General features: G+C 60.1%; 33 protein-coding genes. 16 read left to right on the top strand and 17 right to left on the bottom strand.

Features of this window, described 5'->3' with window-relative positions; genetic code table 11:
• The 6 genes from CAER_RS0104520 to CAER_RS0104495 all read right to left on the bottom strand — a co-directional run bounded on the left by CAER_RS0104520 (window position 1) and on the right by CAER_RS0104495 (window position 4,905).
• Complete coding sequence (locus CAER_RS0104520; protein ID WP_027234278.1) at window positions 1-981, bottom strand: hypothetical protein; 981 nt, start codon at window positions 979-981, stop codon at window positions 1-3.
• Complete coding sequence (locus tag CAER_RS0104515) at window positions 978-2,198, bottom strand: hypothetical protein (RefSeq protein ID WP_027234277.1); 1,221 nt, start codon at window positions 2,196-2,198, stop codon at window positions 978-980. The genes CAER_RS0104520 and CAER_RS0104515 overlap by 4 nt, the downstream gene beginning before the upstream one ends.
• A 66-nt stretch (window positions 2,199-2,264) precedes the next feature.
• Window positions 2,265-2,984 carry a hypothetical protein gene (locus tag CAER_RS0104510; protein ID WP_027234276.1) on the bottom strand — a complete coding sequence of 240 codons (720 nt, stop codon included), beginning with the start codon at window positions 2,982-2,984 and terminating at the stop codon, window positions 2,265-2,267.
• Window positions 2,981-3,664: a hypothetical protein gene (locus tag CAER_RS0104505; RefSeq protein ID WP_027234275.1), complete on the bottom strand. Its 684-nt coding sequence runs from the start codon at window positions 3,662-3,664 to the stop codon at window positions 2,981-2,983. Before CAER_RS0104505 ends, CAER_RS0104510 begins: the two co-directional genes overlap by 4 nt.
• The gene (locus tag CAER_RS0104500; protein ID WP_027234274.1) at window positions 3,661-3,990 is read right to left on the bottom strand and encodes a hypothetical protein; all 330 of its coding nucleotides are present in this window, start codon (window positions 3,988-3,990) and stop codon (window positions 3,661-3,663) included. The genes CAER_RS0104505 and CAER_RS0104500 overlap by 4 nt, the downstream gene beginning before the upstream one ends.
• A 69-nt stretch (window positions 3,991-4,059) precedes the next feature.
• Window positions 4,060-4,905, bottom strand: a complete 846-nt coding sequence (locus tag CAER_RS0104495) for a hypothetical protein (protein WP_027234273.1) — start codon at window positions 4,903-4,905, stop codon at window positions 4,060-4,062.
• Window positions 4,906-5,181: 276 nt separating this feature from the next.
• On the opposite strand from CAER_RS0104495, the gene CAER_RS0104490 reads away from it, so the two are divergent.
• From CAER_RS0104490 to CAER_RS0104465, 6 genes are all read left to right on the top strand, one after another.
• Entirely contained in the window at window positions 5,182-6,624 is a 1,443-nt protein-coding gene (locus tag CAER_RS0104490) for a DNA-directed RNA polymerase subunit alpha C-terminal domain-containing protein (protein WP_027234272.1), read from the top strand.
• A gap of 113 nt (window positions 6,625-6,737) precedes the next feature.
• Window positions 6,738-7,760, top strand: coding sequence for a hypothetical protein (locus tag CAER_RS0104485; protein WP_027234271.1), 1,023 nt, complete (start codon window positions 6,738-6,740; stop codon window positions 7,758-7,760).
• A gap of 4 nt (window positions 7,761-7,764) precedes the next feature.
• Window positions 7,765-8,157: a hypothetical protein gene (locus CAER_RS0104480; RefSeq protein WP_027234270.1), complete on the top strand. Its 393-nt coding sequence runs from the start codon at window positions 7,765-7,767 to the stop codon at window positions 8,155-8,157.
• A 24-nt stretch (window positions 8,158-8,181) separates the two neighbouring features.
• Complete coding sequence (locus tag CAER_RS0104475) at window positions 8,182-8,970, top strand: hypothetical protein (protein WP_027234269.1); 789 nt, start codon at window positions 8,182-8,184, stop codon at window positions 8,968-8,970.
• Between the two features lie 68 nt (window positions 8,971-9,038).
• Window positions 9,039-9,824 carry a hypothetical protein gene (locus tag CAER_RS0104470; RefSeq protein WP_027234268.1) on the top strand — a complete coding sequence of 262 codons (786 nt, stop codon included), beginning with the start codon at window positions 9,039-9,041 and terminating at the stop codon, window positions 9,822-9,824.
• Window positions 9,825-9,833: 9 nt separating this feature from the next.
• On the top strand, window positions 9,834-10,271 hold the full coding sequence (locus CAER_RS0104465) for a hypothetical protein (RefSeq protein WP_154667665.1): 438 nt from the start codon (window positions 9,834-9,836) through the stop codon (window positions 10,269-10,271).
• Between the two features lie 36 nt (window positions 10,272-10,307).
• On the opposite strand, the gene CAER_RS0104460 is transcribed toward CAER_RS0104465, so the two are convergent.
• Window positions 10,308-11,006, bottom strand: a complete 699-nt coding sequence (locus CAER_RS0104460; protein WP_027234266.1) for a hypothetical protein — start codon at window positions 11,004-11,006, stop codon at window positions 10,308-10,310.
• Window positions 11,007-11,180: 174 nt separating this feature from the next.
• Here CAER_RS0104460 and CAER_RS0104455 point away from each other — a divergent pair, with 174 nt between their 5' ends.
• Window positions 11,181-12,665 (top strand): hypothetical protein, encoded by a 1,485-nt coding sequence (locus CAER_RS0104455; protein WP_154667664.1) that lies wholly within the window; start codon window positions 11,181-11,183, stop codon window positions 12,663-12,665.
• A gap of 174 nt (window positions 12,666-12,839) precedes the next feature.
• Here CAER_RS0104455 and CAER_RS30615 read toward each other — a convergent pair whose 3' ends face one another.
• Genes CAER_RS30615 through CAER_RS0104445 form a run of 3 tightly spaced genes read right to left on the bottom strand, consistent with a single transcriptional unit; the run spans window position 12,840 to window position 14,557 of the window.
• Entirely contained in the window at window positions 12,840-13,331 is a 492-nt protein-coding gene (locus CAER_RS30615; RefSeq protein ID WP_281172271.1) for a nucleotidyl transferase AbiEii/AbiGii toxin family protein, read from the bottom strand.
• A gap of 19 nt (window positions 13,332-13,350) precedes the next feature.
• Entirely contained in the window at window positions 13,351-13,674 is a 324-nt protein-coding gene (locus CAER_RS30610; RefSeq protein ID WP_281172269.1) for a nucleotidyl transferase AbiEii/AbiGii toxin family protein, read from the bottom strand.
• Window positions 13,658-14,557, bottom strand: coding sequence for a type IV toxin-antitoxin system AbiEi family antitoxin domain-containing protein (locus CAER_RS0104445; RefSeq protein WP_161631065.1), 900 nt, complete (start codon window positions 14,555-14,557; stop codon window positions 13,658-13,660). The genes CAER_RS30610 and CAER_RS0104445 overlap by 17 nt, the downstream gene beginning before the upstream one ends.
• A gap of 69 nt (window positions 14,558-14,626) precedes the next feature.
• On the opposite strand from CAER_RS0104445, the gene CAER_RS0104440 reads away from it, so the two are divergent.
• Window positions 14,627-16,057, top strand: coding sequence for a hypothetical protein (locus CAER_RS0104440; RefSeq protein ID WP_027234263.1), 1,431 nt, complete (start codon window positions 14,627-14,629; stop codon window positions 16,055-16,057).
• A gap of 4 nt (window positions 16,058-16,061) precedes the next feature.
• Here CAER_RS0104440 and thrS read toward each other — a convergent pair whose 3' ends face one another.
• Window positions 16,062-17,255 (bottom strand): threonine--tRNA ligase, encoded by a 1,194-nt coding sequence (gene thrS / locus CAER_RS27475; RefSeq protein ID WP_051357691.1) that lies wholly within the window; start codon window positions 17,253-17,255, stop codon window positions 16,062-16,064.
• Window positions 17,256-17,298: 43 nt separating this feature from the next.
• On the opposite strand from thrS, the gene CAER_RS0104430 reads away from it, so the two are divergent.
• A complete protein-coding gene (locus CAER_RS0104430; protein WP_027234262.1) occupies window positions 17,299-17,553 on the top strand; it encodes a hypothetical protein in 255 nt (84 codons plus the stop codon).
• A 1-nt stretch (window position 17,554) separates the two neighbouring features.
• Here CAER_RS0104430 and CAER_RS0104425 read toward each other — a convergent pair whose 3' ends face one another.
• The 3 genes from CAER_RS0104425 to CAER_RS30605 are packed head-to-tail and all read right to left on the bottom strand — an operon-like array spanning window position 17,555 to window position 18,692.
• Window positions 17,555-18,133 carry a hypothetical protein gene (locus CAER_RS0104425; protein WP_027234261.1) on the bottom strand — a complete coding sequence of 193 codons (579 nt, stop codon included), beginning with the start codon at window positions 18,131-18,133 and terminating at the stop codon, window positions 17,555-17,557.
• Entirely contained in the window at window positions 18,124-18,498 is a 375-nt protein-coding gene (locus CAER_RS28800) for a hypothetical protein (protein WP_027234260.1), read from the bottom strand. Before CAER_RS28800 ends, CAER_RS0104425 begins: the two co-directional genes overlap by 10 nt.
• Window positions 18,492-18,692 (bottom strand): hypothetical protein, encoded by a 201-nt coding sequence (locus CAER_RS30605; RefSeq protein WP_027234259.1) that lies wholly within the window; start codon window positions 18,690-18,692, stop codon window positions 18,492-18,494. Before CAER_RS30605 ends, CAER_RS28800 begins: the two co-directional genes overlap by 7 nt.
• Window positions 18,693-18,922: 230 nt before the next feature.
• Between CAER_RS30605 and CAER_RS27465 the strand changes: the two genes are divergently transcribed.
• The 7 genes from CAER_RS27465 to CAER_RS0104380 all read left to right on the top strand — a co-directional run bounded on the left by CAER_RS27465 (window position 18,923) and on the right by CAER_RS0104380 (window position 22,554).
• Window positions 18,923-19,471: a ribonuclease H family protein gene (locus CAER_RS27465; protein ID WP_036796876.1), complete on the top strand. Its 549-nt coding sequence runs from the start codon at window positions 18,923-18,925 to the stop codon at window positions 19,469-19,471.
• Window positions 19,468-19,833 (top strand): hypothetical protein, encoded by a 366-nt coding sequence (locus tag CAER_RS0104405; RefSeq protein WP_027234258.1) that lies wholly within the window; start codon window positions 19,468-19,470, stop codon window positions 19,831-19,833. The genes CAER_RS27465 and CAER_RS0104405 overlap by 4 nt, the downstream gene beginning before the upstream one ends.
• A gap of 44 nt (window positions 19,834-19,877) precedes the next feature.
• Window positions 19,878-20,345, top strand: a complete 468-nt coding sequence (gene smpB, locus CAER_RS0104400) for an SsrA-binding protein SmpB (protein ID WP_027234257.1) — start codon at window positions 19,878-19,880, stop codon at window positions 20,343-20,345.
• 4 nt (window positions 20,346-20,349) lie between these two features.
• Window positions 20,350-20,892 carry an ImmA/IrrE family metallo-endopeptidase gene (locus CAER_RS0104395; protein ID WP_027234256.1) on the top strand — a complete coding sequence of 181 codons (543 nt, stop codon included), beginning with the start codon at window positions 20,350-20,352 and terminating at the stop codon, window positions 20,890-20,892.
• Between the two features lie 163 nt (window positions 20,893-21,055).
• On the top strand, window positions 21,056-21,511 hold the full coding sequence (locus tag CAER_RS0104390) for an ImmA/IrrE family metallo-endopeptidase (protein WP_209320186.1): 456 nt from the start codon (window positions 21,056-21,058) through the stop codon (window positions 21,509-21,511).
• A 145-nt stretch (window positions 21,512-21,656) separates the two neighbouring features.
• Entirely contained in the window at window positions 21,657-21,890 is a 234-nt protein-coding gene (locus tag CAER_RS0104385) for a hypothetical protein (protein ID WP_154667663.1), read from the top strand.
• Window positions 21,868-22,554: a hypothetical protein gene (locus CAER_RS0104380; protein WP_027234253.1), complete on the top strand. Its 687-nt coding sequence runs from the start codon at window positions 21,868-21,870 to the stop codon at window positions 22,552-22,554. The genes CAER_RS0104385 and CAER_RS0104380 overlap by 23 nt, the downstream gene beginning before the upstream one ends.
• An 80-nt stretch (window positions 22,555-22,634) precedes the next feature.
• Here the strand turns inward: CAER_RS0104380 and CAER_RS0104375 are convergent, their stop codons facing one another.
• The 3 genes from CAER_RS0104375 to CAER_RS0104365 form a co-directional block, all read right to left on the bottom strand.
• A complete protein-coding gene (locus CAER_RS0104375; protein ID WP_154667662.1) occupies window positions 22,635-23,420 on the bottom strand; it encodes a hypothetical protein in 786 nt (261 codons plus the stop codon).
• Window positions 23,421-23,504: 84 nt separating this feature from the next.
• Window positions 23,505-23,906 carry a hypothetical protein gene (locus CAER_RS0104370; RefSeq protein ID WP_027234251.1) on the bottom strand — a complete coding sequence of 134 codons (402 nt, stop codon included), beginning with the start codon at window positions 23,904-23,906 and terminating at the stop codon, window positions 23,505-23,507.
• Window positions 23,899-24,159 (bottom strand): hypothetical protein, encoded by a 261-nt coding sequence (locus CAER_RS0104365; protein WP_154667661.1) that lies wholly within the window; start codon window positions 24,157-24,159, stop codon window positions 23,899-23,901. Before CAER_RS0104365 ends, CAER_RS0104370 begins: the two co-directional genes overlap by 8 nt.
• Window positions 24,160-24,193 lie beyond the last annotated feature (34 nt).

The raw sequence follows: 24,193 nt of genomic DNA, 5'->3' as shown, positions 1-24,193 counted from the left end.
TCAGTCGAACTCCGCGCCGCCGGCCTCGGCGCAGGACGCAGCAGGGAGCTGAAGATCCATCAACGTCTCCAGCATCAGCAGGCCGGGCTTCCTGCCGTGGATCAGTTCCGGGCACGCTGCAAAAGGCTCGTTCGCCACATGCGGGCTGATTGTGGCTTCAAAGGCGGCCGGGCTCCAGGCGACCATCGGCCTGAAGCCAAACTTGGCGGTTTCCCGGCCCATGACGCGATCGCAGATCTTCAGCGCTTTTGCTTCCGAATAGCGGGCGCCGCTCATCAGGGCGTCTCCGTTCATGTAAAGGCTGCCGCTGGTCAGCGCGCGAAGCAGACAGTCCTCGCCATGATCTTGCGCAAAAGCCTGCAGATCGTCTTGGTCCAGCCGCAGCCGGCAGGCGAGCAGCGTCCCATGCCCATCAAAGATGCTGCTATCCAGCTCCACCCGGATCATGGCCGGATCAATGGCGACCCTGCCGTCCTTGACCTGCTCGAGAAGCCAGCCGATTGCCTCGCTCCTGCGCTGGTGGATGGCGTGGCGGACCTCGCGGTGGTTGTCGTTGTCACCGGCCGTGGCATGTTCCGCGATAGGGAACTCCGTTTCCGGGCATGCCGCACGGTGCGCCAGGCGGCGGGTGATTTCGTTCAGATCCGGGCGCACTTCGCCGCAAGCAGCATTCCAGTCCGGGATATGGAGCGTTACAGCCTCCTGGCCGCGGTGCGCAGCATCAAGAGAGGCACGAACCGTCACATAGCGGATGTCCGGTGCTGGCTGATAGTCCGGGGCGTCCTGAAAGGTTTGCCCGAACAGGTTCATGTCGTAGGCGCATTCGACACTGAGCAGTTCCGTGATCCGCAGGGTGAACCGGTTGCTGATCTGGACCATGGATTGGGTTTCAATGGCGCCTTCGGGGAGGGTGCCGATATAGGCGGACCTGGCCGTGCGGATCTGCGCCTCAGGGGTGAGGGGGTGCGGTTTGGTCTTCATGACTGGAACTCCTTGGCTGCTGCGCCGGCCGGGGCTGGGGTGTTTTGCGCGGAGGTCTGATGATTCCGGTCGCGATGGCTTGTCATCTCCGGCATTGCAAAGCTTCCGGCTGCAAGAATTGGCAAGGCTTGAGCGGGATCGCTGACAGTGACTGTTTCATCCGCTTGAATGTCGAACGCATAGAGCGTTTCGGCATCGCTGTTGAAACGCATTCGGGCGCCTGCCGGGATCGTTGCACGAAAGGCCGATGATGTGTTCGCCAACCGGTCCAGGTAATCTCCGGCACCGGCTTTTGAAAAGCCGCCCTTGATGAGCATTTTTTCAAATGCGCTGCGGGGGCCGCAGTGGAACTGGCCTTCGTCAAACAGCTGCTTCAACCCGGCGACGGCCCCTCGGTACACGATCACCCCGTCGGGGGCGGCCTCAACGGAGATGCTCTCATCCTGGCGCAGGTTCTGCCAGGTGATGTTCATTCTTTGGGCTGAAAGAGCGGCGCGCAGCGAAAGAGACAGCATACTGTCCCAATAGCCCTCCGCCAGAAGGCCGCACTCCTTAGCCATTTTCTGCCAGGCGGACCATGCCTTGTTGCCTTCATCGTGATCGATGCCGTCACCCTGAAAGGACATCAGGCCGTAGATTTCGAATGGGCTCTTCTCGTTGTCGAAGACCACGTTCACAGGGGCGGGGATATTCTTGGGCGCGGCCAAAGCGGAGCCATCCTTGTTCAGCAGAACTGGCGTGAACCCCTCCAGCCGCAGACGCAGGTAGGTGCCATCCACCCATGAGCGCAGACTTGCCGTAGTGCTCATGGGCATGCCCTGGCCGGTCAGATAGCCCGGAATCTTCTCGATGATTGAAGCGTTGAGCGCCTCATATTGATCCTGCAGGATCATCGCGATGGCTTGCTTGTGCCCTTTGATCGCTGTGTCGATGAAGATCTGAGCGAGAACGCGGAAGTCAAATTGACGGCTCTCACCCCGCAAGGCCCGGTTCCAGGCCGCGGTGAAGGGCGCATCATGGCCGAGGTCATCGATCGGCGCGAGCATCCCCGCATCGGCGCGCGCCTTCCAAAGCGGCTCGATAACCTCTTTCTGCAGATGGCAGGCATAGACCTCGATGGGCGCGTCCGCGCCGTGAAGACTTGTTCCGGTCCTGGTTTCCGAGGTGATGGTCTGCAGCGCGCTCTCGATGTCCTTGGCGGTCGGTGTCGGGGTCACTCAGGGCTCCATGTGTTGATAGGCTTGCAGTTGGCAACGGCAATTCCCTGCCGCCGCCCCTATGGGTTACGGGGTCGGTGCGGCATCCTCCGCGGACGCCTCCGGGGTTTGGCCGATGTGGCGCAGAATGGCCTGCTGGCGGCGCAGGGCGATCTCCTGGGGAGTGTTGATGCCATATCCCATCCGCTCGACCGCCTGGATCCGCTCGACCGCCTGGATCCGGCAGGACCAGCGGAGGGCTGCAATGCGATGCGGTTCGTCCAGCGCCTCAATCCCGGGAAGAACTTCCTCGCCCAGCGATTTACGCAACTCCTCTTCCGTCTTGTGGCACCAGGCATCGTAGCCGAGGGTCAGGCCGCGCAGCGCTTCGTCGGGGCAGTCCTCGGCCAGGGTGACGATTTTTTGCAAGCGGCCCATGAATTGCAGGGAGGGAATCTCTGGCGGCTCCGCTGTCTGGATGGGCAAGCGCAGCTCGGCCGCCTCGTCCAGGATCTTCTCCTGCGGCTCTCCGCGTCTGTGAGCGTGCTCCATGTAGCGCAGGATATGATCGTGGTGGGTTACAGTGTAACTCAGCGGGCCTTCGAGGCGGATGCCCGCCTCGCTGCGGGTCAATGACGTTTCTCCCCGCTGAAAGCGCAGGGTGATCATGCCCAGACCGGCTTTCATCCGCGGCTGTGTGCTGATGCCATCGTCCAGCAGGTTGTCGATAAACTCGAGCAGCGAGGCGGACCGGGCGGCGCAGTGCTGGATGTCGGATACGAGCTGTTTTTCGGCTGATTGGGTCATGGGTTCGCTTCCGTTGTTGTGTCCAGTCCAAATGTGCTGAGAAACTCTCGGTTAAGGTCCGCAATTTCGGGGCCGCAGACCATGAACCCCTGGTTGCCATCCAACGGGTCCCAAATGATGAACTCGCCGTCTCCGTTCCCGACGCAGTTCTGCCGGTAGGCGGAGATGGTCGTTTCAGATGCGCGATCCAGAAAGGTCGCAATATTGTCCAGCTGATAGCCGTAGCGGGCAATTTCAGGCGCAGGACCTGCCTTGTCCGGGCCCACCAGCTTCATCGTCTCGGGCATGAGTCCGATCGGCCCGTTTAGAAACGGATTGTCGGGGAGCTTGACCGGCTGGTCTGGGGAGGCATGGCCAATAGTGATGTGAGCGTTGAAGTCAGGATAATCCCAACTTGCCCCAGCCGCCCGTAGCTCGGCGTGACGCGCAGAGATTTCTGGGCTTGTGAAACAAAGGACGATGCAGTCTCCAAAGCGGTCGAAGGACAGATCCTTGGGGGTGATCGTGATTGGATTTTTGCGCAGAGCGAAGGCGGGGTTTGTGTGATCGACCCGGGTATTGGAGTAGATCAGCGTAACGTGGGGGCACATCTCAGGGCGGATGCCAAGTAATTCGGCAAACCTCCTGAAAGAGTCCGCAATGCCGGCCTCCAGTTGGCGCTCGATGAAGATCGTCTTCATGGCTCAACCGCCTGGTCCTGAACCGGGTAGTGCTGATCCAGCCACAGATCCATGGTCGCCGAGATGCCATCCTGACTTGCGTAACCCTCCTCGTGCCGCGATGAGGCGCTGAACAGCGCATGCTGCCGGTCTTCGGCGCTGATGTCGCCGCGGTCTTCAAGGTAGCCGTCGAGCCAGGTCAGATCCCGGGTGCAGAAAGCGACATTGGCGCCCGGGATCTCCTCGATGCCGGCCTGAAGGTCTTTGAGGAAGTTCGCCGGATCAGGCTGCGCGGCGGCCACTGCCTTGATCTGCGCGATGAGCGTCTGAATGGCGGCTTGGGACATGAGGGTTCTCCATATTAGCGTGCGGACAGGATCGGCCGGAATTTCGAAAAGAGATAGAATATTCGCATATTATGCCGTGCGCCCCTGCGCGGCATGCCAGGAGCGGTACCCGAAAGCGCGGGACACCATTTCGAGACGTTCGGTGTGAGTTTCCGGGATCGGTTGCGCAGTGAGACGGGAGATCATCTTCTCCACCGCGTCCGGGTGGCAAGCAGGGGCCAGGCCGTGCCTTTCTGACAAGCAGGCGGACCGGAAGGGCATAGTGCCCTCGCCAATCTGCGTGTAGATCCCTTTCGGCTGAACCGCCGACCCTTCCATCAGGGTGATGACGGTGCCTTCCTCTTGCCCGGAGGCCAGGTAAATCCCGTGAGGGGTCATGCGGTCGATAATGACCAGGGAGGCGTGCGGGCATGCCTTGACCAGCTCCGCCAAGACGGAGAGTTCGGGGCGGGACGCAATGCCGGCGCGGTCCGCAAAGACAACGGTTTCCGGATCAGGATCAGCGATTGAACCTGTGGGGCAGTGGATTACCGCCTTGGGGTCGATGAGCGGCACGCCGTTCTTGACTGGAGCGGGGCCTGCCCAAGTCACTGCGCGGCCCCGGCTGAGTGCTGATTGCGCCAGGGCAATGCAGGCCTCCAGCGCGCCTTGACCCGGGCGGGCCCGCACGCGCGTCACACCGTGGGGCACCGGGCGGGCAACCCCGTCCATGTCTGTCAGCTCCATCGGGTGCCCGGGTGCGTCTGCGCGCAGGGCGGTCATAACTGCGGCGCGGGGTGTCTCGGTTTTGAGCGCTTTGGCAGCCGCTTTGATGGCAGCGTTGGACAGGGTAAGCTTCCCGGGCTGGGACTTGATCATCGGATGCTCCAATTCGTCTGTCTTGATCTGGTCCCGGTGGGCAAGAGACTGGTGCATGGATGCTGGCCTTTGTGTCTTCACATTTCGCGCGCGCCATAAGGCGGGGACCGGCAGGCAGGTGAAGCCTGCAGGAAGCATCGAACACTTTTTCGCACTTCGCAAGCGAAAATGCCAATTGAATAATTTTTTCGCAAATGCGAGATTGAACGCAAAGCCGATCTGTATGGAACTGGGCCGGACGAGCGGAGGTGCGCAGCGGCCTCACGCCGGCGAATGCCGCCTTCGTGCTTTCAGGCGTTGCGCTTAGGCTGCACGCATAAGGAGATTTGATGCATGACGAAAAAGCGAACACCTCTTGCATTGCGTTACGGCCTCGGAGGCCGGGCCGAGCGCGCGCTGAGCGCTATCGGAGTCATGAATGACGATGACCTGGAAGCGATCGACGTCTCGCGTCTCAAAAGGCTCCGCTCCATTGGGGACGGAACGATTCATGAAATCCGGACAGCCCGCACCCGCATGCTGAAATCCCGGCATGGTTCCGGGTATTCAGACGCTCTGACATTAGAGCTGCCCGCCGGTGCTGAGAGGCATCAGGATGAGGATGCGAGAAATGACTTCTCACTGAGCGATGAGGCAGAATTTGATGAGGCGGAATTTGCCAGGCGGCACCGCCTGAATGGGCGGGCCGTTTCGGCTCTGCGCGATGCCGGTGTGCGATCTGACCGGAGTTTCGCGGCTGCCGACCTCGAGGCGCTGGCTCAAATGCCAGCGGTCGGGGCGAAAACCATGGATCTCATCCGCCGGGCGCGGGTGCGCATGGCAATGTCGTCCTCAGATCAGCTGGAACAGGCAAAACGCCTGAGCCAGGCGCGGAAGGTCGCGGCTAAGGCCGGTTTGAGGAAAGACGCCATTGAAATGCTTGTACGGGCTGGCGTTGGAACGCTTGAAGACCTGCAAAGCATTGATCTGGAAGCGGCTGCAGCCCGGGTGCCAAAATACTCACGCCGTCAAAAGGCGGCCTTTAACGACATCCGGGCTGCCCAGGATCGTCTATTGGCCGGGATGCGCGGGCCAAGCATGGACAGTCGGAGCAATATCGACCCGGGCTCTGTGCGGCTTGCTTTCCGTCACGGGCTGAAGTGGCGTGCGGCAAAAGCTCTGTCCGCCCTCAAGGTGAGCAGCGATGACGGGTTGGCATCGATCAATTTCGGCGCATTGGCGCGCGTGGATGGGATTGGGCGTCGAACAATCGAGTCCATCCGTGCGGCTCGTACGGATTTGATGAAGTCCCGTCACGGCGCGGATTACGAAGACGAGGGTATGCTCGCCCCTGAAGCGGGGGAAGACGTTCAGTTTATTGGTGATGCCGGCGAGCTCAGTCCTCGCGCACTGAAGGTGCTGGAGGCCCTCAATATCGACACGAACCGGAAGCTCATCGACCTCGACTTTGCCGAAGCAGCCCGCCTCAAGGGCGTCGGCCGGGAGACTATTGCAGAGCTGCGCTCAGCCCGCAGCGGGCTGCTCTTTGAACTGGCCGGCGTGGCCAGGAAGACCGGGACAGCCTTGGGTGTAAGCAGGAGCGGCAAGGGGCTGCTGGTGGAGTTCTCTGACGGAGAACGGCTCTGGCTTCCCAAGGCTAAATGCACGGTTCTTGAAGACGGCAAGCAGGTTTCTGTACCCCGCGGTCTCATTACCGCATCCAGGGAGTGGATGAACCATCCACCGCAGCCAGCTCCGCCGCGGGATCAGGCGGAAACAGAGATGCCGACACCCTAGATCGAAAAGGATAAGGCGGCAGATACACGCAATGCGGCAATTGCCATTTTCGCACTTAGTGAGCATCGTTCCTTAAACACGCACACCACGCCAGAGATATCGAGGATCACATAATGAACAGGGTTTTTCTTATTGCTGAAGAAGGCCGCCCCAAGGAGCTGATGGAGCAGTGGCGCACGCAGTTTCTGGCCGGCATGAAAGCTTATGGCGCGATTGGACGGGAATTTGGTGCGGTCAGCCCGATGGGATTTCCTTTTGAGCGGCCCACTGGCTTTTCATTCCCGCGGCGCAATCAGCCGGAGGGCTGGATCCAGCCTCAGGCCAAAGGCTTCAGCCGCCCGAAGGTTGCCAACACAGTAGATCAGGCGCGTATCGATGCCATTGATTTCCCGGATCATCCGGAGGAGATGCTGTCGCGTGAATTTGGCCTGGCCCGCTCGGTGACATTCGAAAAAGACGGCCAGCAATCGACCCGTTCCCTGGCTGCGCTGCGCGCCTTCGGCTTCTGCTGGACAGTGCGCCCGGATGGCGAGCTGGACAATGTTATCGTCTCGGCGCCGGACTTTGAGGAGGTCCTGAAGGATCCGAAGATCAGCAGCATCAAGTGGTTCCCGGAAGGGACCGGTCCGGAAATTCCTGATGGCTTCCGGCGGGTGTCCGAGGCGGAGGTCGATCTGATCTTCGCGGAAGCGAAAGTGAAGCGCGAGAAATACCAGGCTGTCGAACGCGAAATGGCCTTGATGCTCGACGTTCACACGCCCTCGGAGCTTTTCCAGGCCATGGGGGCGGCCATGAGCCAGTTCGGCCGCAGCCTGGTCGTGGATTTCGACTGCGGCGACACGGGCATGGCGATGTCCATGCGCTATGAAAGCGAGATGCTGAAGGTGCATCCTGCGCTGGAGAAGGCCATGTTCCGGATCGCTCCGCATCTCATCAAATGCGATGCGCAGGACTGGGAGGAGACCACGATGTCCTCGGGCCGGATCTTGTGGCGGCACGGCGGGGACCCGTTCCTGGATATGGATGATCAGGAGAATGACTGGTCCTACGAGAGCTACATCGAGACTGACATGCTCGCCGATATGGAGTTTGAGCCAGAGGTTGCCGAGCAGGCGCCCCTGCTGGTTCCGGAGTGATCGCATGGTTGCGCTGCACAACCGGCGCCTGACGGCGCGGGATATCTGGCCGGACAATATCTGGGACTGGGATGATGAGCTGCGGGTGTCCCGCCATATTGAGGCGCGTCTTGTTGATGAGGGCGTTTCCGGGATCGAGCTGACGTTTAAGCATTCAGACGAGATGATGAAGTATCGCCAGAGATCTGCGCCTCCATACAGCGAGCAACAGAAGATCATGGCCCGCATCTACCCGCCAAAACCTGCTGCTCCGCGGTTTAGCGAGGAGGAGCTGGAGGCCATCATGGAGCGCTTTGCAATGGCCAATGACGATCTCGGCCGTCAGATCCACGAGAAGGCGGCTGCGATGCTCGGCCGGGAGCCAGGAAACGAAGAGACGCCCGGTTTGGGCATGTGAAAATCAAAGAAAGAGGGTGTCCTCATGGTAGACTTCCGCAAAATTATCTCCCCGAAATCCCGGATGGAAATTCAGGAGCGCCGAGAGCGGCGCATGGCGTTCCAGGCACAGGACCGCGCCGGCATGGCCGCATCGCTCATTGCTTCGAGCCGCGCGCTGGCTGACAGCGGCCTTTTCCATGGCTCGCCTGACTGGAGCTATGATGAATGGGCGATCTACCGCTGCATTCCGGCACTGGCCAAGCGGCTGGATCCGGCGCTCGAGCTGCGTGCCGACGAGATCGCCAAACCTGAGGAGAAGCGTGACCCGCTCACCTGGATCGAAGATGGCGATGATGAAAAGTTGCTGAGCTCGATCAAATCGATCATCGCAAACGCCAGCTTCCGGCGCGCCTACGACGGCCCCGAGGCGGTGAAGGCTGCAGCCGACGCTTTGCTCGATCCCCGCTCGCAGGGCTGCGATATCGCCGTGGCAATGGATACGGTCATTCCGGGCAGCTTTCCAGAACGGACGGAGGCGGATGAGCGCGAGCCGCTGCCTGGTGTGCAGCTGATTGCCTCCTATTCCAGTGGCTATGACCAGGTGATCCAATACGCCGAGGCGGAAGCTGAGCTTGAGCAGGGTTTCCGGGTGGCCGAGTCCTTGCGCTTGGGCGAGGAGCTGTCCGAAGAGGATGAGGCCTATGCACAGCGTATGCGGAGGATCTCCATCAGCAAGCTCGACTTCGAGACGCTCAGCATTCAGGCGTATGACGGCACCGTTCTGCGTGAGCGCGAATTCACCGCCGAGCCCGAGCCCGCGCCCGCCATGTAACGGCGGCGCGGCAAATGGATCTTTTCTGAACCACTTTCCGCAATCGAGGCATCAAGAGGGCGCGACACATGGACTTTCGAAAAATTCTCTCACCGAAAACCCGCGCCGAAATGCGCAGGAAGAGGGAACGCACCGCGGCCTTCCAGGAGCTTGGGCGCAAAGAGATGGCCCAGGAGCTTCTCCAGGCCTGCCGAACCCTCGCCGATAGCGGTCTCTTCAAGGGGGACGTGCCGTGGAGCACCGAAGAGTGGACCATTTACCGCTGCATTCCGGCACTGGCCAGGCGCCTTGACCCCTTGGTGGATCTGCGTCCTTCGGAGATCGCCAAGCCCGGGGAAAGTCCGGATCCGCTGACCTGGCTGGAAGGCGCGGATGATCAAAGACTGCATGATGTGGTGCGCCTGATCATCGACCACGAACGCTTTTCGCGCGCGGCCGACGGCCCCCTTGAGGTGAGGCTGGCGATCGAACTCCTGCTTGAGTTTCGGGACCGGGGCTGTGCGATCGCCGTGGCTATGGACACAGTCCTTCCGGGCAGCTTTCCGGAGCGGACGGAGCTGGATGATCGCCCGCCGCTGCCTGGTGCGCAGCTGATCGGCACCTACGGCGACCACGATCGGGTGCTGCGCTACTCGGAGAATGAAGGGGAGCTTGAGGAGCTGTTTCGCGTGTCCTCCGCCATGCGACTGGATGAGGAGGTGACTGATGAAGACAAATGCGTCGCGCGTTTGTTGCGCTCCTGGCCTGAGAGGCTGGATTTCGATGCGCTGAGCATTCAGGCTTTTGACGGGACTGTTCTGCGTGAGCGCGAATTCACGGCCGCAGGTGAGCCGGAACCGGCTCCTAGCTTCTGAGGCTGTATGATGACCGAGGTGATGCTGTCCGATATTTTCACCGCAGAGGAGCTTGCGGGAGGGGCTGAGGTCATGAGCCAGTTCGCAAATGCCAAGACGCTCAACGCTTCTTTCACCGTGGGATCTGTTCCCGTATCAAGTCTTGGTCTGATACGCGCCCCTTGGGCAAATGCGGGCGGATGCAGTGTTTTGGATCACTACGAGGAGGCGGCCAGCAATAGGGACGCCCTGATCGTTGGCGCCAGAAGAAGGCATTTCGATGAAACCTTCGTTGTCGTCTTGATGAACGAGTTCCTGATTGACGGGTACCATCACGTGATCGCCGCAAAATACAGCGGCATGCCTGTGCGTGCCATTGATCTATGGGATGCCCTTGACACCCAGGATAACCCTCCTGGTCGACGCCTGGTTGAGCCTCTCAGTGCAGAGAGCAGTCCGGAACCCTGAAGGCGGCCTGGCGGCAATTCCGCCGGGCCTTCGTTTTTACATTGGCTGGGGTTCCGGCGTGCTGCAGTTCAGCCGGTAGACGGTTGAGAACAGGCTCACAAATGCATCAGGCCCCTCCTTGGCCGCTTCGATCAGCTGGCCGCGCATTTCGTGCTCCAGCGGGCCGGTGGTGAGCCGGGAGATCCGCGCTTCGAAATGGCGCTGCGCGTCCAGCTGCGCCTCTGAGCGCGTTGCCCGCGGCTCGCCATCGTCGAGCTTCCAGTGATCGGCCTTCCGAACGGCCAAGTAGGTAAATGGCCAAGGGAACTCATCGCCGCCGCGTGTGATCATGTTGCCGGCGCGCGTCATGAGCCAGGGCAACTCCCGAACCCGGAAACTGGCCGCGCCGGCCGCCTCGGCCGCCAGAGCCTCAGTTGCCGCGGCCGTCCGCTCGCTGCCCATGACCCTGACAAGATCGGGCTTCAGATCGTCCAGGAACTCCTCCAAGGGGCGCGAGGCGAGGCAGCGGTTGATGCAGCGCGTGAAATGCTGCCCCACCTCCAAGACCGCACCGGCAGGTGCGTCATGGTCCACCCCTTCGTTGAGGTTGCTCACCCACTTCCCGGTGTGGGGGTGCTTCAGGACGAAATAGGAAAATTTCCAGTCATCCCCCATGGCCACCTCCCAGAGGCGCTCGCCTCCAGCAAAAGTCTTCCACGGGATTTCGATGGCTTCGGGCACGATCCAGTCAGGCATTCCACACATTCTCATGAGTTAATTTGACATCAGGATAATAGAAATTCGCATATTTCAAAAGGGAAATTCACATCCTGCCAGGCATCGGAATTCAGCATGATGAGCACAGGTTGACGCTAAGGAAGTGGTGCTTAAAATCGCCACGATGTTTAGATTTTCGCAAACTGCGCTACTATGAGTTGTAGAAAATGCGGATTTCTCATGTTTGGAGGTGGAGATGAGGTTGTTTTCAATGATTCGGGGGCGCTGATATTTGCGCTTTCCGCAGGCGCTGCCGCCGCGGCAAGTCAGGACGGTACGGTGTCCATCGCGCGTCAGCAGTCTGAGCGGATCGACCGGCATGGTTTCTGCAAGATCGTCAAGAACCAGGGGCAAAGCACCGTGATGATCCCGGTACGGTCCAGCACGGAATGGGCCGTTGGCCAAAACTCTTTCCTTCGAAATGAGCATGCAAACCTCGTGATTGAGGAATGCAGCTGCGCGCCGGATGATCGCAACTACGTTGAGGCGCAAATGCTCGTCGGCTACACCTATCACGCAATCTCGCCGAGCGGTGAGTATATCGCGGCGGTCCATGAGGGCGGCAGTAACACCTTGCGTTTTCTCAAGCGGAACAGCAGCGGAAATTTCGCGGTGGAAAAGTCTTTCAGCTTGCCCGCAGGGAACAGGGGTGGCGTGAGCAGCATGGCATTTACTGGGGACAGCCGGGAGTTGAGAGTCCTGGGGCTGGATTCCGGGCATGACACTTATCGCTATGGCGGCTCCGGTTGGAAGCGAACAGGCGGTGGGCAAGCCTCCTTCCTGCCAAAAGAGAATGGCAAGGTCTGGGGGCATTTGGTTGTCAGCGCGGATGGGTCAACTGGTGTGTTTGGGTCCGGCGGTCACAGCAAGGGCTACTACATCATGTCGACCCCGGCCAATGGGAACTGGTCGCTGGAGAAGTACATTGATGGCAAAGACGTCAGCCCTCAGGCCGAAAGTGATGTGGGGATATATGACATGCGGGCAGGGGGGATGTCCGTAAACGAGCAGGGGAATGTTGTCACGGTCCGGATCATTGATACCAATGTGACCGGGCAGAGGGCGGTTGCTGTCTACAGGAAATCATCCGGCTCGTGGAATCTGATACAGACAATCTGGGCCTATCAGGCTGCCCCCAACGCGGGACACAACGGTCAGGGGTATGAATGGCTGGCCGGCGAAATTGGTCTTTCTGGGAACGGCAAAGCGCTTCTGTTCACCACAAGTGCCTTCACAGGGATGTCTCAGGAGCGCGTTCAGTTTGCGCGGTACAGCTTCTCTGGCGGAAAGTTCAGGCGGGATTACAACAAGACCGTTCGAAATGCCGCCGATGGAAGCGCATTCGACTATGTTTACGTGGATGGCTTGGACTACACGGGCGATTTTGGTTACCGGCACCACCACCGCATGCCATTCAACAAGGAGGGCTACCTGAACTTCTGGTCTCTGAATGGGACCGCGAAAGAAATGTCTCCAGGAAGGATCAGCACTCACGGGGACAACTATACAAGCTACTTGCAGCAGCAGGCGGTCTTCCCGATTGCGGGAGAGGGGGAGGTCTTCTCAATGAAGGTCTCAAAAGCCGGGAACAGCCCGTTTACAGGGGTGGTCATCTTCAAGGCCGCCTGCACCAGGTAGTGGCACTCATCAGGCCACCCGAAGCTGCCGGCAGGCAAGGGCTTTGGGTGGCCTGCTCTATTTGGGTTTCGCGAAGTTCATGCTTTGGAACTGATCGACGGCCTCAATAAGGGCCTGCTCCTGGTACGCGAACTTTTCTTCAGAGGTCTTCTGAAGCTTTGTGAGGTTAATCATTTACCACTTGAAAGCCGGGAGCTCGATCACCCGCTCCATCCCAATCGCCCCCAGGTCAGGTTCAAGGCGCAGGACGCTCTTCAGCGCCCCCAGGCGTTTTTCATCAATCTTCGACTGGATCACTTGAAACAAGTCGTCGCGGGCGGAGATCAGCTCATCCAGCTCCACGGGATCGGACGTCATACCGTTGAATTCTTTCTCATAAGCCTCCACCAGGTCGATCTTGTTTGGGAACAGGATCTCATGAAGGGGGCGGCCGGAAAGGCAGGCATAGGCCAGGAAGGTATTCATGAGCTCATCGCTGATAGCCTCCTCCTGCATGAGTTTTCCCATGTCGAAAAGGTCCCTCGGATGCTGGCGGTCACAGGCGGCGACCATTTTGCCAGCAAACAGATCACGCTTGTCCACGACCTGGATTTCTGCAAATCCAAATTCTCTCTCCACGGTGTCTGTTACGACTTTCGCTTCCGGTTCATGAATTGTGCCGCGCATGACCGGCGAGGTTTCGATCTTAACTGTTGAAGAGCCGGCCGAAATCAAAAGCCTTGTGTTCTCCGCATCGCCCCCCCAGGATGCGTGAAACCGACAAGCCCGGCTGCCTCAGGGTCTCGACCTCCTCTATGATCTTGCCTAGCCCATCTGAGATTCCTCTCAGGCTCTCATTTCTGTTCTGCACCGGCAAATAGGTGAGGTCGATGTCAACAGAGAGGCGTGGGAGGTCAAAATGAAAAAGGTTGATAGCGGTGCCGCCTTTCAGCGCAAAGACGTCAACGCTTGCCACTGCTGGCAGGACGTTAACAAGCAGCTGCACTTGTGCTTTATATCTCGGGTCCATCATAGTCTTCCTCGTTCCGGACGTATTCCTCGGGCAGCGTCAGCTGGTACTTGGGTTCCAGCCGCCCGCCGGCGACCAGCGATCGCTTCCCGGACCCGAAGTCGACCTCGTCCAGCTTGATATGCTTTAGCCAAGAGTGCTGGTGGCGCTCGGCAAAGATCATGAAGAGCCGCTTGGCTTTGACGCTCTTGCAGCTCTTCAGCAGGCTGCTGACCAGCCTGGGGCGCAGGTTAGACAGGGACTGGAAGGTGGTGTCGACCAGGTGAAAGCTGGTGCCATTCGGCAGATCTTCGATCAGTTCCATGATTGCGCGTTCCGGACCGGAGGTTTTAAGCCTCCAGGCGGGATTTGGGGTGAAGAGCCGGTACTGCAGCGGGTCAAGATCGACAATGCCCAGATCGCCATTGATGAGCGATGGCTTTTGCCACTTGATCGGGGGCGCTACCGGCACCCGCTTCATCCAGGGGGATGGCTGGTCGATATAAACCGTGATGGGCATCTTGCCGCCAAGTGGCAAGTAGTGGCTCAGGCCCTGAATGCTCAAGGCTCCGCTGCCGCCGATATGCGCCGCGGCGCCATGAAGATTCTGAAGAGACAGGAGCAGCGTGTAAGGGTCAGTTTCGTCCTGCAGAAAGTCCATAATCGGCCGCTGATAGATGCCGGGCGCCAGCCGGCGAAGCATGTTCGCCTGCTCCAGGTTCGATTGCTGCTTCCTGCTCAATCCGCGGCTGCCGAGCCAACCGCTATCAACAATTGCGCCCAAGGGGAGCGCGGCAGCCACTTGGTTTGCGCTGGGTGAATTCTGTTTCATTTCAGGGTACAGTATTGGCGTCTCGTAAACTAAGTCAAGCGATTCAGGAATGCTGAGGCCGAAAGAACGCATATGCGATTTGGCTTGAAGGTTCCTGTTTTCGCATATCCTCCTTAGGATCGGCGCAAGTAGGAGAGACCCATGCTGCAAACACTTGCCGAACGTGCCCATCAGATCCTGGCCTGGAAGCCAGCAGAGATTGCGCCGATCGTGGCGCTTGCGGATGATGACGACTTTTGCACCCTGATGATGCAGCTGCGGATGGATCAGGGTATGCGCCTGCCAGAGCAGAACCCGGACCTTCCGCCCTCGCTCAGGCTTGGGTTCCTGCACGCCTTGGCAGCCGGAGAGGGGGTGCGTGCCGCCCGCAATGAGTGCGACGGCCGAGCCAAGCTGGAGAAAAGCTTGCGCAAAGCGAAAGACAGCCCCGATGAGGATGTCCGCGCGTACCTCGTACCCTATCTCGAGAAGATGCTGCAGCCGGGAAACAGGAATTCAGACTGGTCCGCAAAATACCTGCTGTTCGGCCGCGCGCGGATCAGCCAGGAGGCCATCCCGCTGCATGAGGCTGAAACCAGCGCGGAGGATGTGGTGCATATCGTCACCGGGCTGCTGCAAGATCCGGTGGCTCCACTGCTCGATATTTCGGACCGCCAAGGCGATACGGGCGAGGTTGCCTTCATCCGGATCGGACTGAAGCCGGACCATTTCTCCTTTCCCGAAACGGCATCGGCGAAGACTGGCACCAATGCGGCCGTCTTCCACTACGAGATCGATCACCCTGGCGGTGACTTCCTGTTCTTCAACCAGATCGAACACCCGGGCGGCGCGGCAGGCAAGTTCTTCTCGGACCTTGAAGAGCACGATCCGCTCTACATCAATGACTTGCATCAGCTGATGGCGCGCAACAGCTACTACCTGCATGGCGCTGGAATCTTCCACGTCCCCGCGGGGGACACCCGCGTGACCATGCTGCTGAGGGACGGGGTGCTCAGCGCTGCGGTCGATCATGATCAGACATCTGAGGCCGGCAGCATCCTGGAGGCTCTGCGCGGCCGCGGAATAAGCCCTGAAGAGGAGGCATCGATGTCCGCCTTTCTTCAAAAGGCGGACATCGAGGATGATTACGACTGGGATACCATCGAACGCCTGCAGTCCGAGCATCCGGATCTGCTTGGATATGCCGGTATGGGAATGGAGCGAAGCTACATTTTCGGCGTACCGAAGGCTGCGCTCTTTGATCTCCTTCTGCAACATGCCAAAGGGGATGAGGCAAAAGCTGCCGCCGATCTGGAGATCATGTCGCGAGCGGCCGAGGCCGTTCCTCTGGAAGCGGGCCGTTATCACCTTCACGTGCCAAACCTGGCATCAACGACCCGCCATCAGCAGGGACTTGAAGCGCTTGACCGGGCAGTCGGCCGGAAAAGCGAAGACCTGTGGTTTGTGCTGGCGGACCACAAACTCGATCTGGGGTCCGACCCTCACATGATGAGCAGCATGCGCAAGCTCAATTGTGAGCCTCCGGCGCCGGAACACGTATGTGATAGTGTCGCCTTTCCTATGTATCTATAGGAAATCATGCCAGATAATAAAGGCCCTCCCGCAGCTTGGACAGCGCGTCTGCAAGCGGCATTGCCCGCTTGCCGCTGGAATCCTGCAGCATGACCTGTCCCGCTTCAGCCTCCCGCTTTCCGATGACGGCATGCACCGGGATCAGCCGCTCATGCGCCTCGACCAGGCGCCGCTGCAGGCTTTCGCCCCCGTTCAGCATGACCGGCCGCAGCCCGGCGCCGCGCATTGCGGCATGGGCCGCCTCGGCCGCTTCAGCCTGTGCGTCCGAGATCGGAAGGATCGCAACCTGTTCCGGTGCCAGCCAGAAGGGCAGGCGGCCGCGGTGGTGTTCCAGCATGATGCCGATGAAGCGGCCCATGCTGCCCAGGACCGCGTGGTGCAGCATAACCGGAACATGCAGAGCGCTGTCCTCGCCGACGTAGCGCGCCTCCAGGCGGCCTGGCAGGACCATGTCGAGCTGGATGGTGCCGCATTGCCAGGATCGGCCCTGCAGGTCGCGCAGTGCGAATTCCAGCTTGGGCCCATAAAAGGCGCCTTCTCCCGGCAGGATGCCGGGCTCCAGCCCCGCGGCGCGTGCGGCTGAGAGCAGCTGGGCTTCGGATGCATCCCAGTCCGCCTCGCTGCCAGCCCGCTGTTCCGGCCTGAGACTGAGTGCGACGTCGAATTCCGGGAAGCCGAGCACCTCATAGACCTCCTTCAGGAGGCGCACGAAACGGGCCACTTCCGCCTCCACCTGTTCGGGCCGGCAGATCACATGGGCGTCGTCCTGCTCGAAGCCGCGCGAGCGCATAAGCCCGTGCATCGAGCCGGAGGGCTCATCGCGGTGGCAAATCCCGAATTCCGCATAGCGTGCGGGGAGATCCCGCCAGGAGCGGCGCTTGGAATTGAAGATCTGCAGGTGGCCCGGGCAGCTCATCGGCTTCAATGCGAGGTCCCGGCCCTCCGGGCGCGGCAGAGAGAACATGTTCTCGCCGAACTTCTCCCAATGTCCGGATTGCTCCCAGAGCTCGCGGGGTAGAAGGGCGGGGCTGCGCACCTCCTCATAGCCCGCGGCCTGCATCTTTGCGCGGATGAAATCTTCAAGGGCGCGGTAGATCCGCCAGCCGGCCGGATGCCAGTAGACCATGCCCGGCGCGTTCTCCTCAATGTGATAGAGGTCCAAGCGCTTGGCGAGCATGCGGTGATCTTCGAGTTCCATTTTCGGTGTCCTTGTTCCGGGAATTGGGAAGCCGGACGGCCGCATGGCAAAACAAAACCCCGCGCGGCTGCCCGGCGGGGTTTGGGTGAGGGAGATGCGTTCAGCTCACGACCAGAGAACCCGCCTGAATGGCGTGGTGGTGGTCGCTGTTGTGTGTGCGTTCATCTTCATCATGGCGCGCAGCCTACGGGGTCGCAATTCGGTTTGCAACAAGGGAATTGAAAATTCGCATTTTGATTGCTGCGTGAACCTGGAATGCCGTGCAGGCCGCCCAGTGGCGGACGGCCCGCGGCAGTGATTTATTGCGTGTATTCCGGGTTTGCCAGGAGGCTGGCGCCGGAGCCGAATAGCGTAACCAGGTTATCTGCCCGAAGAACTTCCCGTGCATTACGCCAGATTGCGCCCGGATCCCGGATGTCATCCGGCGAGAGCTCTTCCAAGGCGCTGGCATAGGCCCCGATGACAGCCGCGGACGCGTTCAGGAGTTCAGAATATGACCTTGGTCGTTCGACGCCGGGGAATTGCGATACAAGGGCTTCGAACTGCAGCAAGACACTGCGGGCCAGCTCTGAATCCGGCTCGTAATCCAGGTTGAAGTCTTCTCCTTCCGGCAAGGTGAACTCCGCAAGGTTTTCTTGCGCCGATCTGAGGAGTTCTGCGGCCTGTTTTGCGTTGTCATCGGCCTGTCCTGGATCGCTTTCCCATTGATCCAGCAAATCGATCACAAACTTGCGCGCTTGGTTCAGGATCCTTTCTATCGAATTCAGCGCATTGCGGGTTTCTTCGGAGCTATCAGCAGGTGGATTAAAGTACGGCCCTGCTTGGGCTGCGGGGCTCATGGTCAGTGCTATTGCGAGGCAGGCTGCGATCAGGCGCATGTCGCACCTCCTTCATATTCTGATGAAAAGCTGATGAAGTCGGGGTCATACCTGTCCTTGTACTTTGCGAGATATGCGCGCGCAGTTTCTGACCCCTTGATGTAATAACAGTAGGATCGCCTCAGCGGGATCCAGCCATCTTCGTCCAGAACGTCCCGTTCATGCAGAAGGTAGGTCGCATGGAAGTAGCTCAGAACATCCGCATCCTCGGCGTCGCCCTTTCTGACCTGTCTCATCAGTTCCCGCCCATCGCGGGCCACCTGGTAAAGCGTGGACCCGGCAATCTGATCACCGGTTTCCTCGATCTGGGTTGAAGTGTCCCACAAGCCCCAGACCGCAGCTGCCAGCAGACCTGCTGTCAGCAAATTGCTGACCCACTGGGCCTGGGAAATTGCAGGTCCTGGATCCGGCGCCTGGCCGCCATTGCCGCCACCGTTGCCCCCATGATCCCCGCCTCCACCGCCTGAACCACCACCGGCGCCTCCACCGCCTGAACCACCACCGGCGCCTCCATGATCCCCGCCTGAACCACTACCGGCGCCGCCTGACCCGGCTTCACCGCCCCCGCTTGCCGGTCTCGGGATGCTGTCGTTATCCGTCTGCGTGTTCATACTAAACCCCCAACACTCGTCTTGAGCGAGAAGCATACCACAAATTTCAACTTGAGCCGATATGGCTTTGATGTTGCGCAGCTCTAAGCACACGCGATTGCGATATGCGAAAAAATATAGAGTTGCCCGGGTGCGGCCGAGCTGATAGAACGCACATTGCGAAAAAAGGAAAACATTCATGGCTCAGGCAACTTTCATCACGATCGCATCCGATGGCGGATGCTCTCCGAACCCGGGCCTCGGCGGCTGGGCCTTTGCGATCTACGATGGTGAGGCCGTTAAGGGGAGCGAGCTGCTCGACGCAAGCGGTAGAGCGGTAGAGATGGCGGGCACCGCGGAGCACTCGACCAACAACATCATGGAGGTGACCGCACTTGACCGGGCGCTCTGCATGATCTGCAGCCTTGCGGAAGCGGGCCGGATGTCGCCCTGTGAGATCCGGCTGCGCCTGGACAGCCAGTATACGCTGAACGCCTTCTTTGACTGGATTCCGGGCTGGAAGCGCCGCGGCTGGCGCAAGGCGGACGGCAAGCCGGTGAAAAACCAGGAATTGATGATGGAGCTGGATCATCTGAAGGCGCAGCTGGAGGAAATGGGCTTCAGCTTCCGCAATGACTGGCAGCGTGGACACGCGGGCGATTTTGCCAATGAGCACGTCGATCAGATGGTGCAGGCCGCCCGTGAAGAATATTTGGGAAAATCAAAGTGTAAGGTAGGAAAGTCGTGAAGATTGAAGAGAATACCTTGATCTATCGGGCGGCAATGTTTGGATACAAAGCTGCTCCTGATGATGGTTTTGTATTCCTGCGCCGTGTCTTGGTTTTCGCCGTGCTATTTGGGCTCTATAGCCCCGTGTTCGCTTTCGCCTTCCTTGTGGCTCAAGGTTATGTGTGGAACGAGGTCTTTGCTCTTGGTGTTGCATGGAAAGACGATCTCACCTCGCTTTTGGCGTGTTTCGGCATTGGCGTGCTCTCTGCATTGATCGAGATCCCACTCATCATCGGGATGTATCGGGGTATGAAGCATTTCTGCGAATCCATCGAACTGCCTGATGGCGAGGGTGCGCCCGAAGACAAGGTTGATGCCTGAAAAGGTAGCATTGGCAGACTGGATTGCGAAAAAGGAGAGTCGAGATGACAAGGCAGAGCAAGAATATCATCGCTGAAAACCGCCGGGCGCGTTTCGACTACCATATCGACAGCGACCTGGAGGCCGGTATCGTGCTGACCGGCCCCGAGGTGAAAAGCCTGCGCCAGGGCGGCGCCAATATCTCCGACAGCTATGCGGCTGTGGAGGAGGGCGAACTGTGGCTGGTGAATGGCTATATCGCCCCCTACGGCCAGTCGGGCACCTTCGGTGCTTTTGAGGAGCGCCGCCGCCGGAAGCTCCTGGTGTCCAAGCGCGAGATCGCGCGGTTCTGGGCCGCCACCCAGCGCCAGGGCATGACGATCGTGCCGCTTACCCTCTACTTCAATGAAAAGGGGGTCGCCAAGCTGAAGATCGGCCTGGCAAAGGGCAAGAACAAAGCGGACAAGCGCGAAACCTCCGCCAAGCGCGACTGGGGGCGGGAGAAGGCGCGCCTGTTGAAGCAGGCGGGTTGAGCATATGACCTCGGCTACCGAATATCTGCGCCCAATCGAAACCGGCATGGCCCGGTCCGAGATCGAGGCGCTTGCGGAGCGCATTCGCATCGAGACTGGCGTCCAGACCGGATACGATCTGGACGAGCTTATCTCCACGCGCGGCGGCCAGGTGCGGCGGATCGACTTCGAGGATCACTGGCCGCATGCCCTTCGGGTCGAACCGGATGGGAGCTTTGAAGTATGCTTCTCCACGCACCGGCCTGCGCGCTGCTCAAACACAACGATGGCGGTGGAATTCGGCCATATTGTCCTGCATTGGCAGAGGGTCCGGGATGTTCATCCTGATGCGGGCATGCGTATCCCGGTACGCATTGATGATGCTGACGAGGGGCTGATCCGTAGCCGGCAGGAGGCGCGTTTTTTTGCGGACGCGTTTCTCATGCCGGCAGCGCTTGCTCGCGAGGTATTTCAGAAAGGGGGAGCCAATGCGGTTGCAGACACGTTCGGCGTAACCATAATGCGAGCTGAGGTGCGGATGACGCGCCTGCTCAAGTATGCAAGCTGACGGGCGTCAAAACCCTGCCAGGTGCCGCTACATGCGGCCGGTACCCGCGGGGGTCGGCCGCGCCGGCATTGAAGCCTTTGCGGAACGCGTGCGGGCGGGCGTTCAGATCGGCAGCGGCTTTGACTTGAAGGCATTGCTGGCCAGGAATGGCAGCCGCACGCAAATGGCCGACATCGCCGGCAAATACCCGCATGGCCTCCTAGTGAATCCGGACGGAACATTCACCGTCTTCCTCAGCTCATTCCGAAGCGCTTGCGAAAATCATGGCGTGATGGCAATCGAAATCGGCCATCGCCTGTTGCATTGGCCAAAGGTCCGTGCTGCCAATCCGGGCTCTGGCATGTCCGTGCCCAGGCATTTGGACCGTTCGGATGAGATGCTGATGCGCTGCCGCCGTGAGGCGCAATGGTTCGCGGCGGCGTTCTTGATGCCTGAGAGCGAAGTGCGAACGGCCTGGGCGGCTGGCGGGATCGAAACCGTTTCGGACCACTTCGCTGTGACAGCTGACTGGGCGAGGGCCCGTTTGCGACGTCTTGGAATCGAACCTGAAACCGCAGAAATTTCGCGGGCGATGGATCCGCGATACGAGCCGGGCCCGGAGGCTCTCCTGCCGCGCTGACATTGGGTATGCTTCTGGTTTTCTCCCGCCTTGATTAGGGTGTCATGAAAGGTTGAAACGGAAAACGGAAAAAATTATTCGCATATCTTGCGGGGTGGCACTGCGATCGGTATATTTGCAGATGACATCAGGCATGGAGGTCATCATGAGCTTTCTCGACACCCAGAAGTTCCGCGAAATGCGTGACCGGATGAAGGTCCAGTCGGGCGTTAGCGCGCGCCGGTTTGACCGTGAGCTCCTCGATGCCAGCCGGGATGCGGCCGCGGCTGCGCCGGTGGCTGATACCCTCCAGCCGGATGACTTCGTCTCGCAGATGCTCGCGGATCAGCCCCAGGATGGCGATGAGGCGGGGTCTGATGCAAAACAGGAAGATCACTAAGGTCGAGGTCTCCGACCTTTTCTGGAAAGATCTGGCGGGCTTGCGAAAAACGCCAAACTACTGGGCGATCCGCAAGGGTATTGCGGAGATGATCCAGGCGGTATCTCGCGGAGATCCGGGGGGCGATAAGGCTTTCATCGGCGACAAGAAGGGCTGGGCGGGTATTCTGCACAAGCATCTGCCCGGCAAGATCATCCTCTTCACCATGTATCCTGAAGAGAGTACAATCCGTCTTTGCGCGCTCAAGAAGCACGATTTCTACGGCTTCCGAAATGAGCGGAAATCCCGGGTCGAGGATGCCATCAGGAAGGTGCGCGGCGCGGCCGAGCGGCCCGCCAAACGCAGCCCTGAGTGGGCCTCTCTGAAGTGGCAGGATCCGGGGCAGATCGCTGGCAATCCGGAATTGGCCGAGCTGTCACGGGATGGGCTTGATGCTCTCTATCAATCGATCCTCGAGGAGCAGGACACGTTCGAGATCCTGGCGCGCCGGCTGGAACGCGAAAATATGTCTATGCGGCTGCAGGAAAGCTTCACCCAATCCTGGATGGATGCGCTGATCGAGGCGCAGGGCGCTATCGAAGGCGAGCTGGTTGCGCGCGCCCGCCGCAGGGCGCCGCAATTGGAAGCGGCCGCTTTCGCCGATTGGGGCCGGGGCCCGGGATAAGTCCGGCCGGGTGATTGAGTGCCGCGAAACGGCACTCTGCACTTCGCTGCAAGAGAATGGAGACGCGGCTGTGCGGACGCTCAGATCTCCATGTCCGGACCCTGAGCGAATGCGGGCTCCAGAACATGGAGATGCGCTGCAATCTTCCCGGCATAGGCGATCGGATCAGCAAAAAGCGGAAGAGCGCCGCCGGGTGCTGCTGCCCAGACCTGCCCAACAAGCGCCCTGGGGCCGGTCGAAGGCTCCTGCGCAATCCCCACGTCGATCGCCCCTGAGGTCATGGGGTATCTTGCCAGAAGATCTTCAACAGCTGCGCGCTGCAGCTCCAGGTGATGAGGGTCCGCGTCTTCCAGTTTCTCCCAGAAGTTTCTTGCTGACCGGTTCCGGTTTGCGGGGTCCAGCAGCAGGGCAGGGGTCTCGCTGCAATAGTGGCAGGGCCCTTCCGCCGCAATCTCGCCTGCCACGATCATGTAGCGGCGCTCGTGAAGGGTTTCCGGGGCCGGGTGGATCAGGACGTCTTCGTCTTCCGATTTCACACGGATCCTGTCCTTCAGCTTGTCAAACTGACCGCCCGCGCCCGGGATGTAATACTGCCCGATCGGGTCAGCCACGCTGCGCATGGCCGGGGAGATGCCGCGCGCACTGATCTCGTCCATGACCGCGCCCGCCTCGCGGGCGGGTACGATAACGCCCTCGATGGCTGCCAGCACGGCCGGGTCGCGATAGGCGGCTGCCCGGCGGCGCAAGACATCGGGCCTGTCATAGTGGTCCATCCCCCAGAGGGGTCCGTCCTCCTTGAAATCTTGCAAGGAGCTGAAGATCTCGATGCGGTCACCCAGCTCGCTCTTCAGGGCTGCGTAGAGCATTGAGTCCGCGAGCCGTATATCTGGCTCCATCTGGTGAAGAGGAGAGATATTGTAGTGGATCTGCATGGCGTTTCAGCGCTCCTGTCAGAGAGATGGTGCGGAGGCGGTGTCGCGCGGGAAGACCTCGACCTCATGCGATGCCGCAATTTCGCCAAGCCGGACATCGAAGTCCCTGACCCGACCGGAAATCGCAATGCAGGCGTTGACCTCCTCAAGGATCTTGGGGCCCGCTTCCGGGTGCCGGATTGCTTCCCATGGGATGATCGCGACCTGGATACTGGGATCGATTTCACGGATCTCCACTGCGCGCAGCTCGACCATTTCCGCGGGCCCGTGCTTGTGCAGGCAGCCGCCGCTCCATTCGTCTGTTGTCCAGGCCAGTGCGAGATCGATGTCGCCCGCAATTGTCCTGGCGCCGCCCGCATGAAAGAAGAGCTGCCCGGTGGCATCATCGAACCTGTAGTAGGGGGTGCGGTCGTCATTCATCTGTCTTGCTTTCCTCTGAAGGGGTGGTGTTGATGCGGCCGAAGGCTTCAAGGAGCCGGTCCTGCATGTCTTGCGGCAGCACCCTGCGTTCATCGCCCGGCATCAGCTGGTTGCTGACGTCGCGCACGACGATGCGTGCGGGGTTCGGCATGCCATCTGCCGCTTCGGCCTCCATTTGGTCTACGGCCGTCATGGCGGCCTGCCGGCAGGCCGCGACCGCATCATTCCAGATCTGGATTTCACGCTGGGTCATGGGCCGGCCGTCAGGGGCGCAGGGCTGCGCGGCG

The organism is Leisingera caerulea DSM 24564, from assembly GCF_000473325.1.
Taxonomy (GTDB): domain Bacteria; phylum Pseudomonadota; class Alphaproteobacteria; order Rhodobacterales; family Rhodobacteraceae; genus Leisingera; species Leisingera caerulea.
The sequence above is the reverse complement of the archived record's forward strand: the minus strand, read 5'-3'. Positions and strand labels throughout refer to the sequence as shown.

What these genes read in the sequence shown, in the direction of transcription:
- CAER_RS0104520 (WP_027234278.1), bottom strand. Translation starts at nt 981, where the DNA reads ATGAAGACCAAACCGCACCCCCTCACCCCTGAGGCGCAGATCCGCACG.
- CAER_RS0104510 (WP_027234276.1), bottom strand. Translation starts at nt 2,984, where the DNA reads ATGACCCAATCAGCCGAAAAACAGCTCGTATCCGACATCCAGCACTGC.
- CAER_RS0104505 (WP_027234275.1), bottom strand. Translation starts at nt 3,664, where the DNA reads ATGAAGACGATCTTCATCGAGCGCCAACTGGAGGCCGGCATTGCGGAC.
- CAER_RS0104500 (WP_027234274.1), bottom strand. Translation starts at nt 3,990, where the DNA reads ATGTCCCAAGCCGCCATTCAGACGCTCATCGCGCAGATCAAGGCAGTG.
- CAER_RS0104495 (WP_027234273.1), bottom strand. Translation starts at nt 4,905, where the DNA reads ATGCACCAGTCTCTTGCCCACCGGGACCAGATCAAGACAGACGAATTG.
- CAER_RS0104490 (WP_027234272.1), top strand. Translation starts at nt 5,182, where the DNA reads ATGACGAAAAAGCGAACACCTCTTGCATTGCGTTACGGCCTCGGAGGC.
- CAER_RS0104485 (WP_027234271.1), top strand. Translation starts at nt 6,738, where the DNA reads ATGAACAGGGTTTTTCTTATTGCTGAAGAAGGCCGCCCCAAGGAGCTG.
- CAER_RS0104480 (WP_027234270.1), top strand. Translation starts at nt 7,765, where the DNA reads ATGGTTGCGCTGCACAACCGGCGCCTGACGGCGCGGGATATCTGGCCG.
- CAER_RS0104475 (WP_027234269.1), top strand. Translation starts at nt 8,182, where the DNA reads ATGGTAGACTTCCGCAAAATTATCTCCCCGAAATCCCGGATGGAAATT.
- CAER_RS0104470 (WP_027234268.1), top strand. Translation starts at nt 9,039, where the DNA reads ATGGACTTTCGAAAAATTCTCTCACCGAAAACCCGCGCCGAAATGCGC.
- CAER_RS0104465 (WP_154667665.1), top strand. Translation starts at nt 9,834, where the DNA reads ATGACCGAGGTGATGCTGTCCGATATTTTCACCGCAGAGGAGCTTGCG.
- CAER_RS0104460 (WP_027234266.1), bottom strand. Translation starts at nt 11,006, where the DNA reads ATGCCTGACTGGATCGTGCCCGAAGCCATCGAAATCCCGTGGAAGACT.
- CAER_RS0104455 (WP_154667664.1), top strand. Translation starts at nt 11,181, where the DNA reads ATGAGTTGTAGAAAATGCGGATTTCTCATGTTTGGAGGTGGAGATGAG.
- CAER_RS30615 (WP_281172271.1), bottom strand. Translation starts at nt 13,331, where the DNA reads ATGCGCGGCACAATTCATGAACCGGAAGCGAAAGTCGTAACAGACACC.
- CAER_RS30610 (WP_281172269.1), bottom strand. Translation starts at nt 13,674, where the DNA reads ATGGACCCGAGATATAAAGCACAAGTGCAGCTGCTTGTTAACGTCCTG.
- CAER_RS0104445 (WP_161631065.1), bottom strand. Translation starts at nt 14,557, where the DNA reads ATGCGTTCTTTCGGCCTCAGCATTCCTGAATCGCTTGACTTAGTTTAC.
- CAER_RS0104440 (WP_027234263.1), top strand. Translation starts at nt 14,627, where the DNA reads ATGCTGCAAACACTTGCCGAACGTGCCCATCAGATCCTGGCCTGGAAG.
- thrS (WP_051357691.1), bottom strand. Translation starts at nt 17,255, where the DNA reads ATGGAACTCGAAGATCACCGCATGCTCGCCAAGCGCTTGGACCTCTAT.
- CAER_RS0104430 (WP_027234262.1), top strand. Translation starts at nt 17,299, where the DNA reads ATGGCAAAACAAAACCCCGCGCGGCTGCCCGGCGGGGTTTGGGTGAGG.
- CAER_RS0104425 (WP_027234261.1), bottom strand. Translation starts at nt 18,133, where the DNA reads ATGCGCCTGATCGCAGCCTGCCTCGCAATAGCACTGACCATGAGCCCC.
- CAER_RS27465 (WP_036796876.1), top strand. Translation starts at nt 18,923, where the DNA reads ATGGCTCAGGCAACTTTCATCACGATCGCATCCGATGGCGGATGCTCT.
- smpB (WP_027234257.1), top strand. Translation starts at nt 19,878, where the DNA reads ATGACAAGGCAGAGCAAGAATATCATCGCTGAAAACCGCCGGGCGCGT.
- CAER_RS0104395 (WP_027234256.1), top strand. Translation starts at nt 20,350, where the DNA reads ATGACCTCGGCTACCGAATATCTGCGCCCAATCGAAACCGGCATGGCC.
- CAER_RS0104390 (WP_209320186.1), top strand. Translation starts at nt 21,056, where the DNA reads ATGGCCGACATCGCCGGCAAATACCCGCATGGCCTCCTAGTGAATCCG.
- CAER_RS0104385 (WP_154667663.1), top strand. Translation starts at nt 21,657, where the DNA reads ATGAGCTTTCTCGACACCCAGAAGTTCCGCGAAATGCGTGACCGGATG.
- CAER_RS0104380 (WP_027234253.1), top strand. Translation starts at nt 21,868, where the DNA reads ATGCAAAACAGGAAGATCACTAAGGTCGAGGTCTCCGACCTTTTCTGG.
- CAER_RS0104375 (WP_154667662.1), bottom strand. Translation starts at nt 23,420, where the DNA reads ATGCTCTACGCAGCCCTGAAGAGCGAGCTGGGTGACCGCATCGAGATC.
- CAER_RS0104370 (WP_027234251.1), bottom strand. Translation starts at nt 23,906, where the DNA reads ATGAATGACGACCGCACCCCCTACTACAGGTTCGATGATGCCACCGGG.
- CAER_RS0104365 (WP_154667661.1), bottom strand. Translation starts at nt 24,159, where the DNA reads ATGACCCAGCGTGAAATCCAGATCTGGAATGATGCGGTCGCGGCCTGC.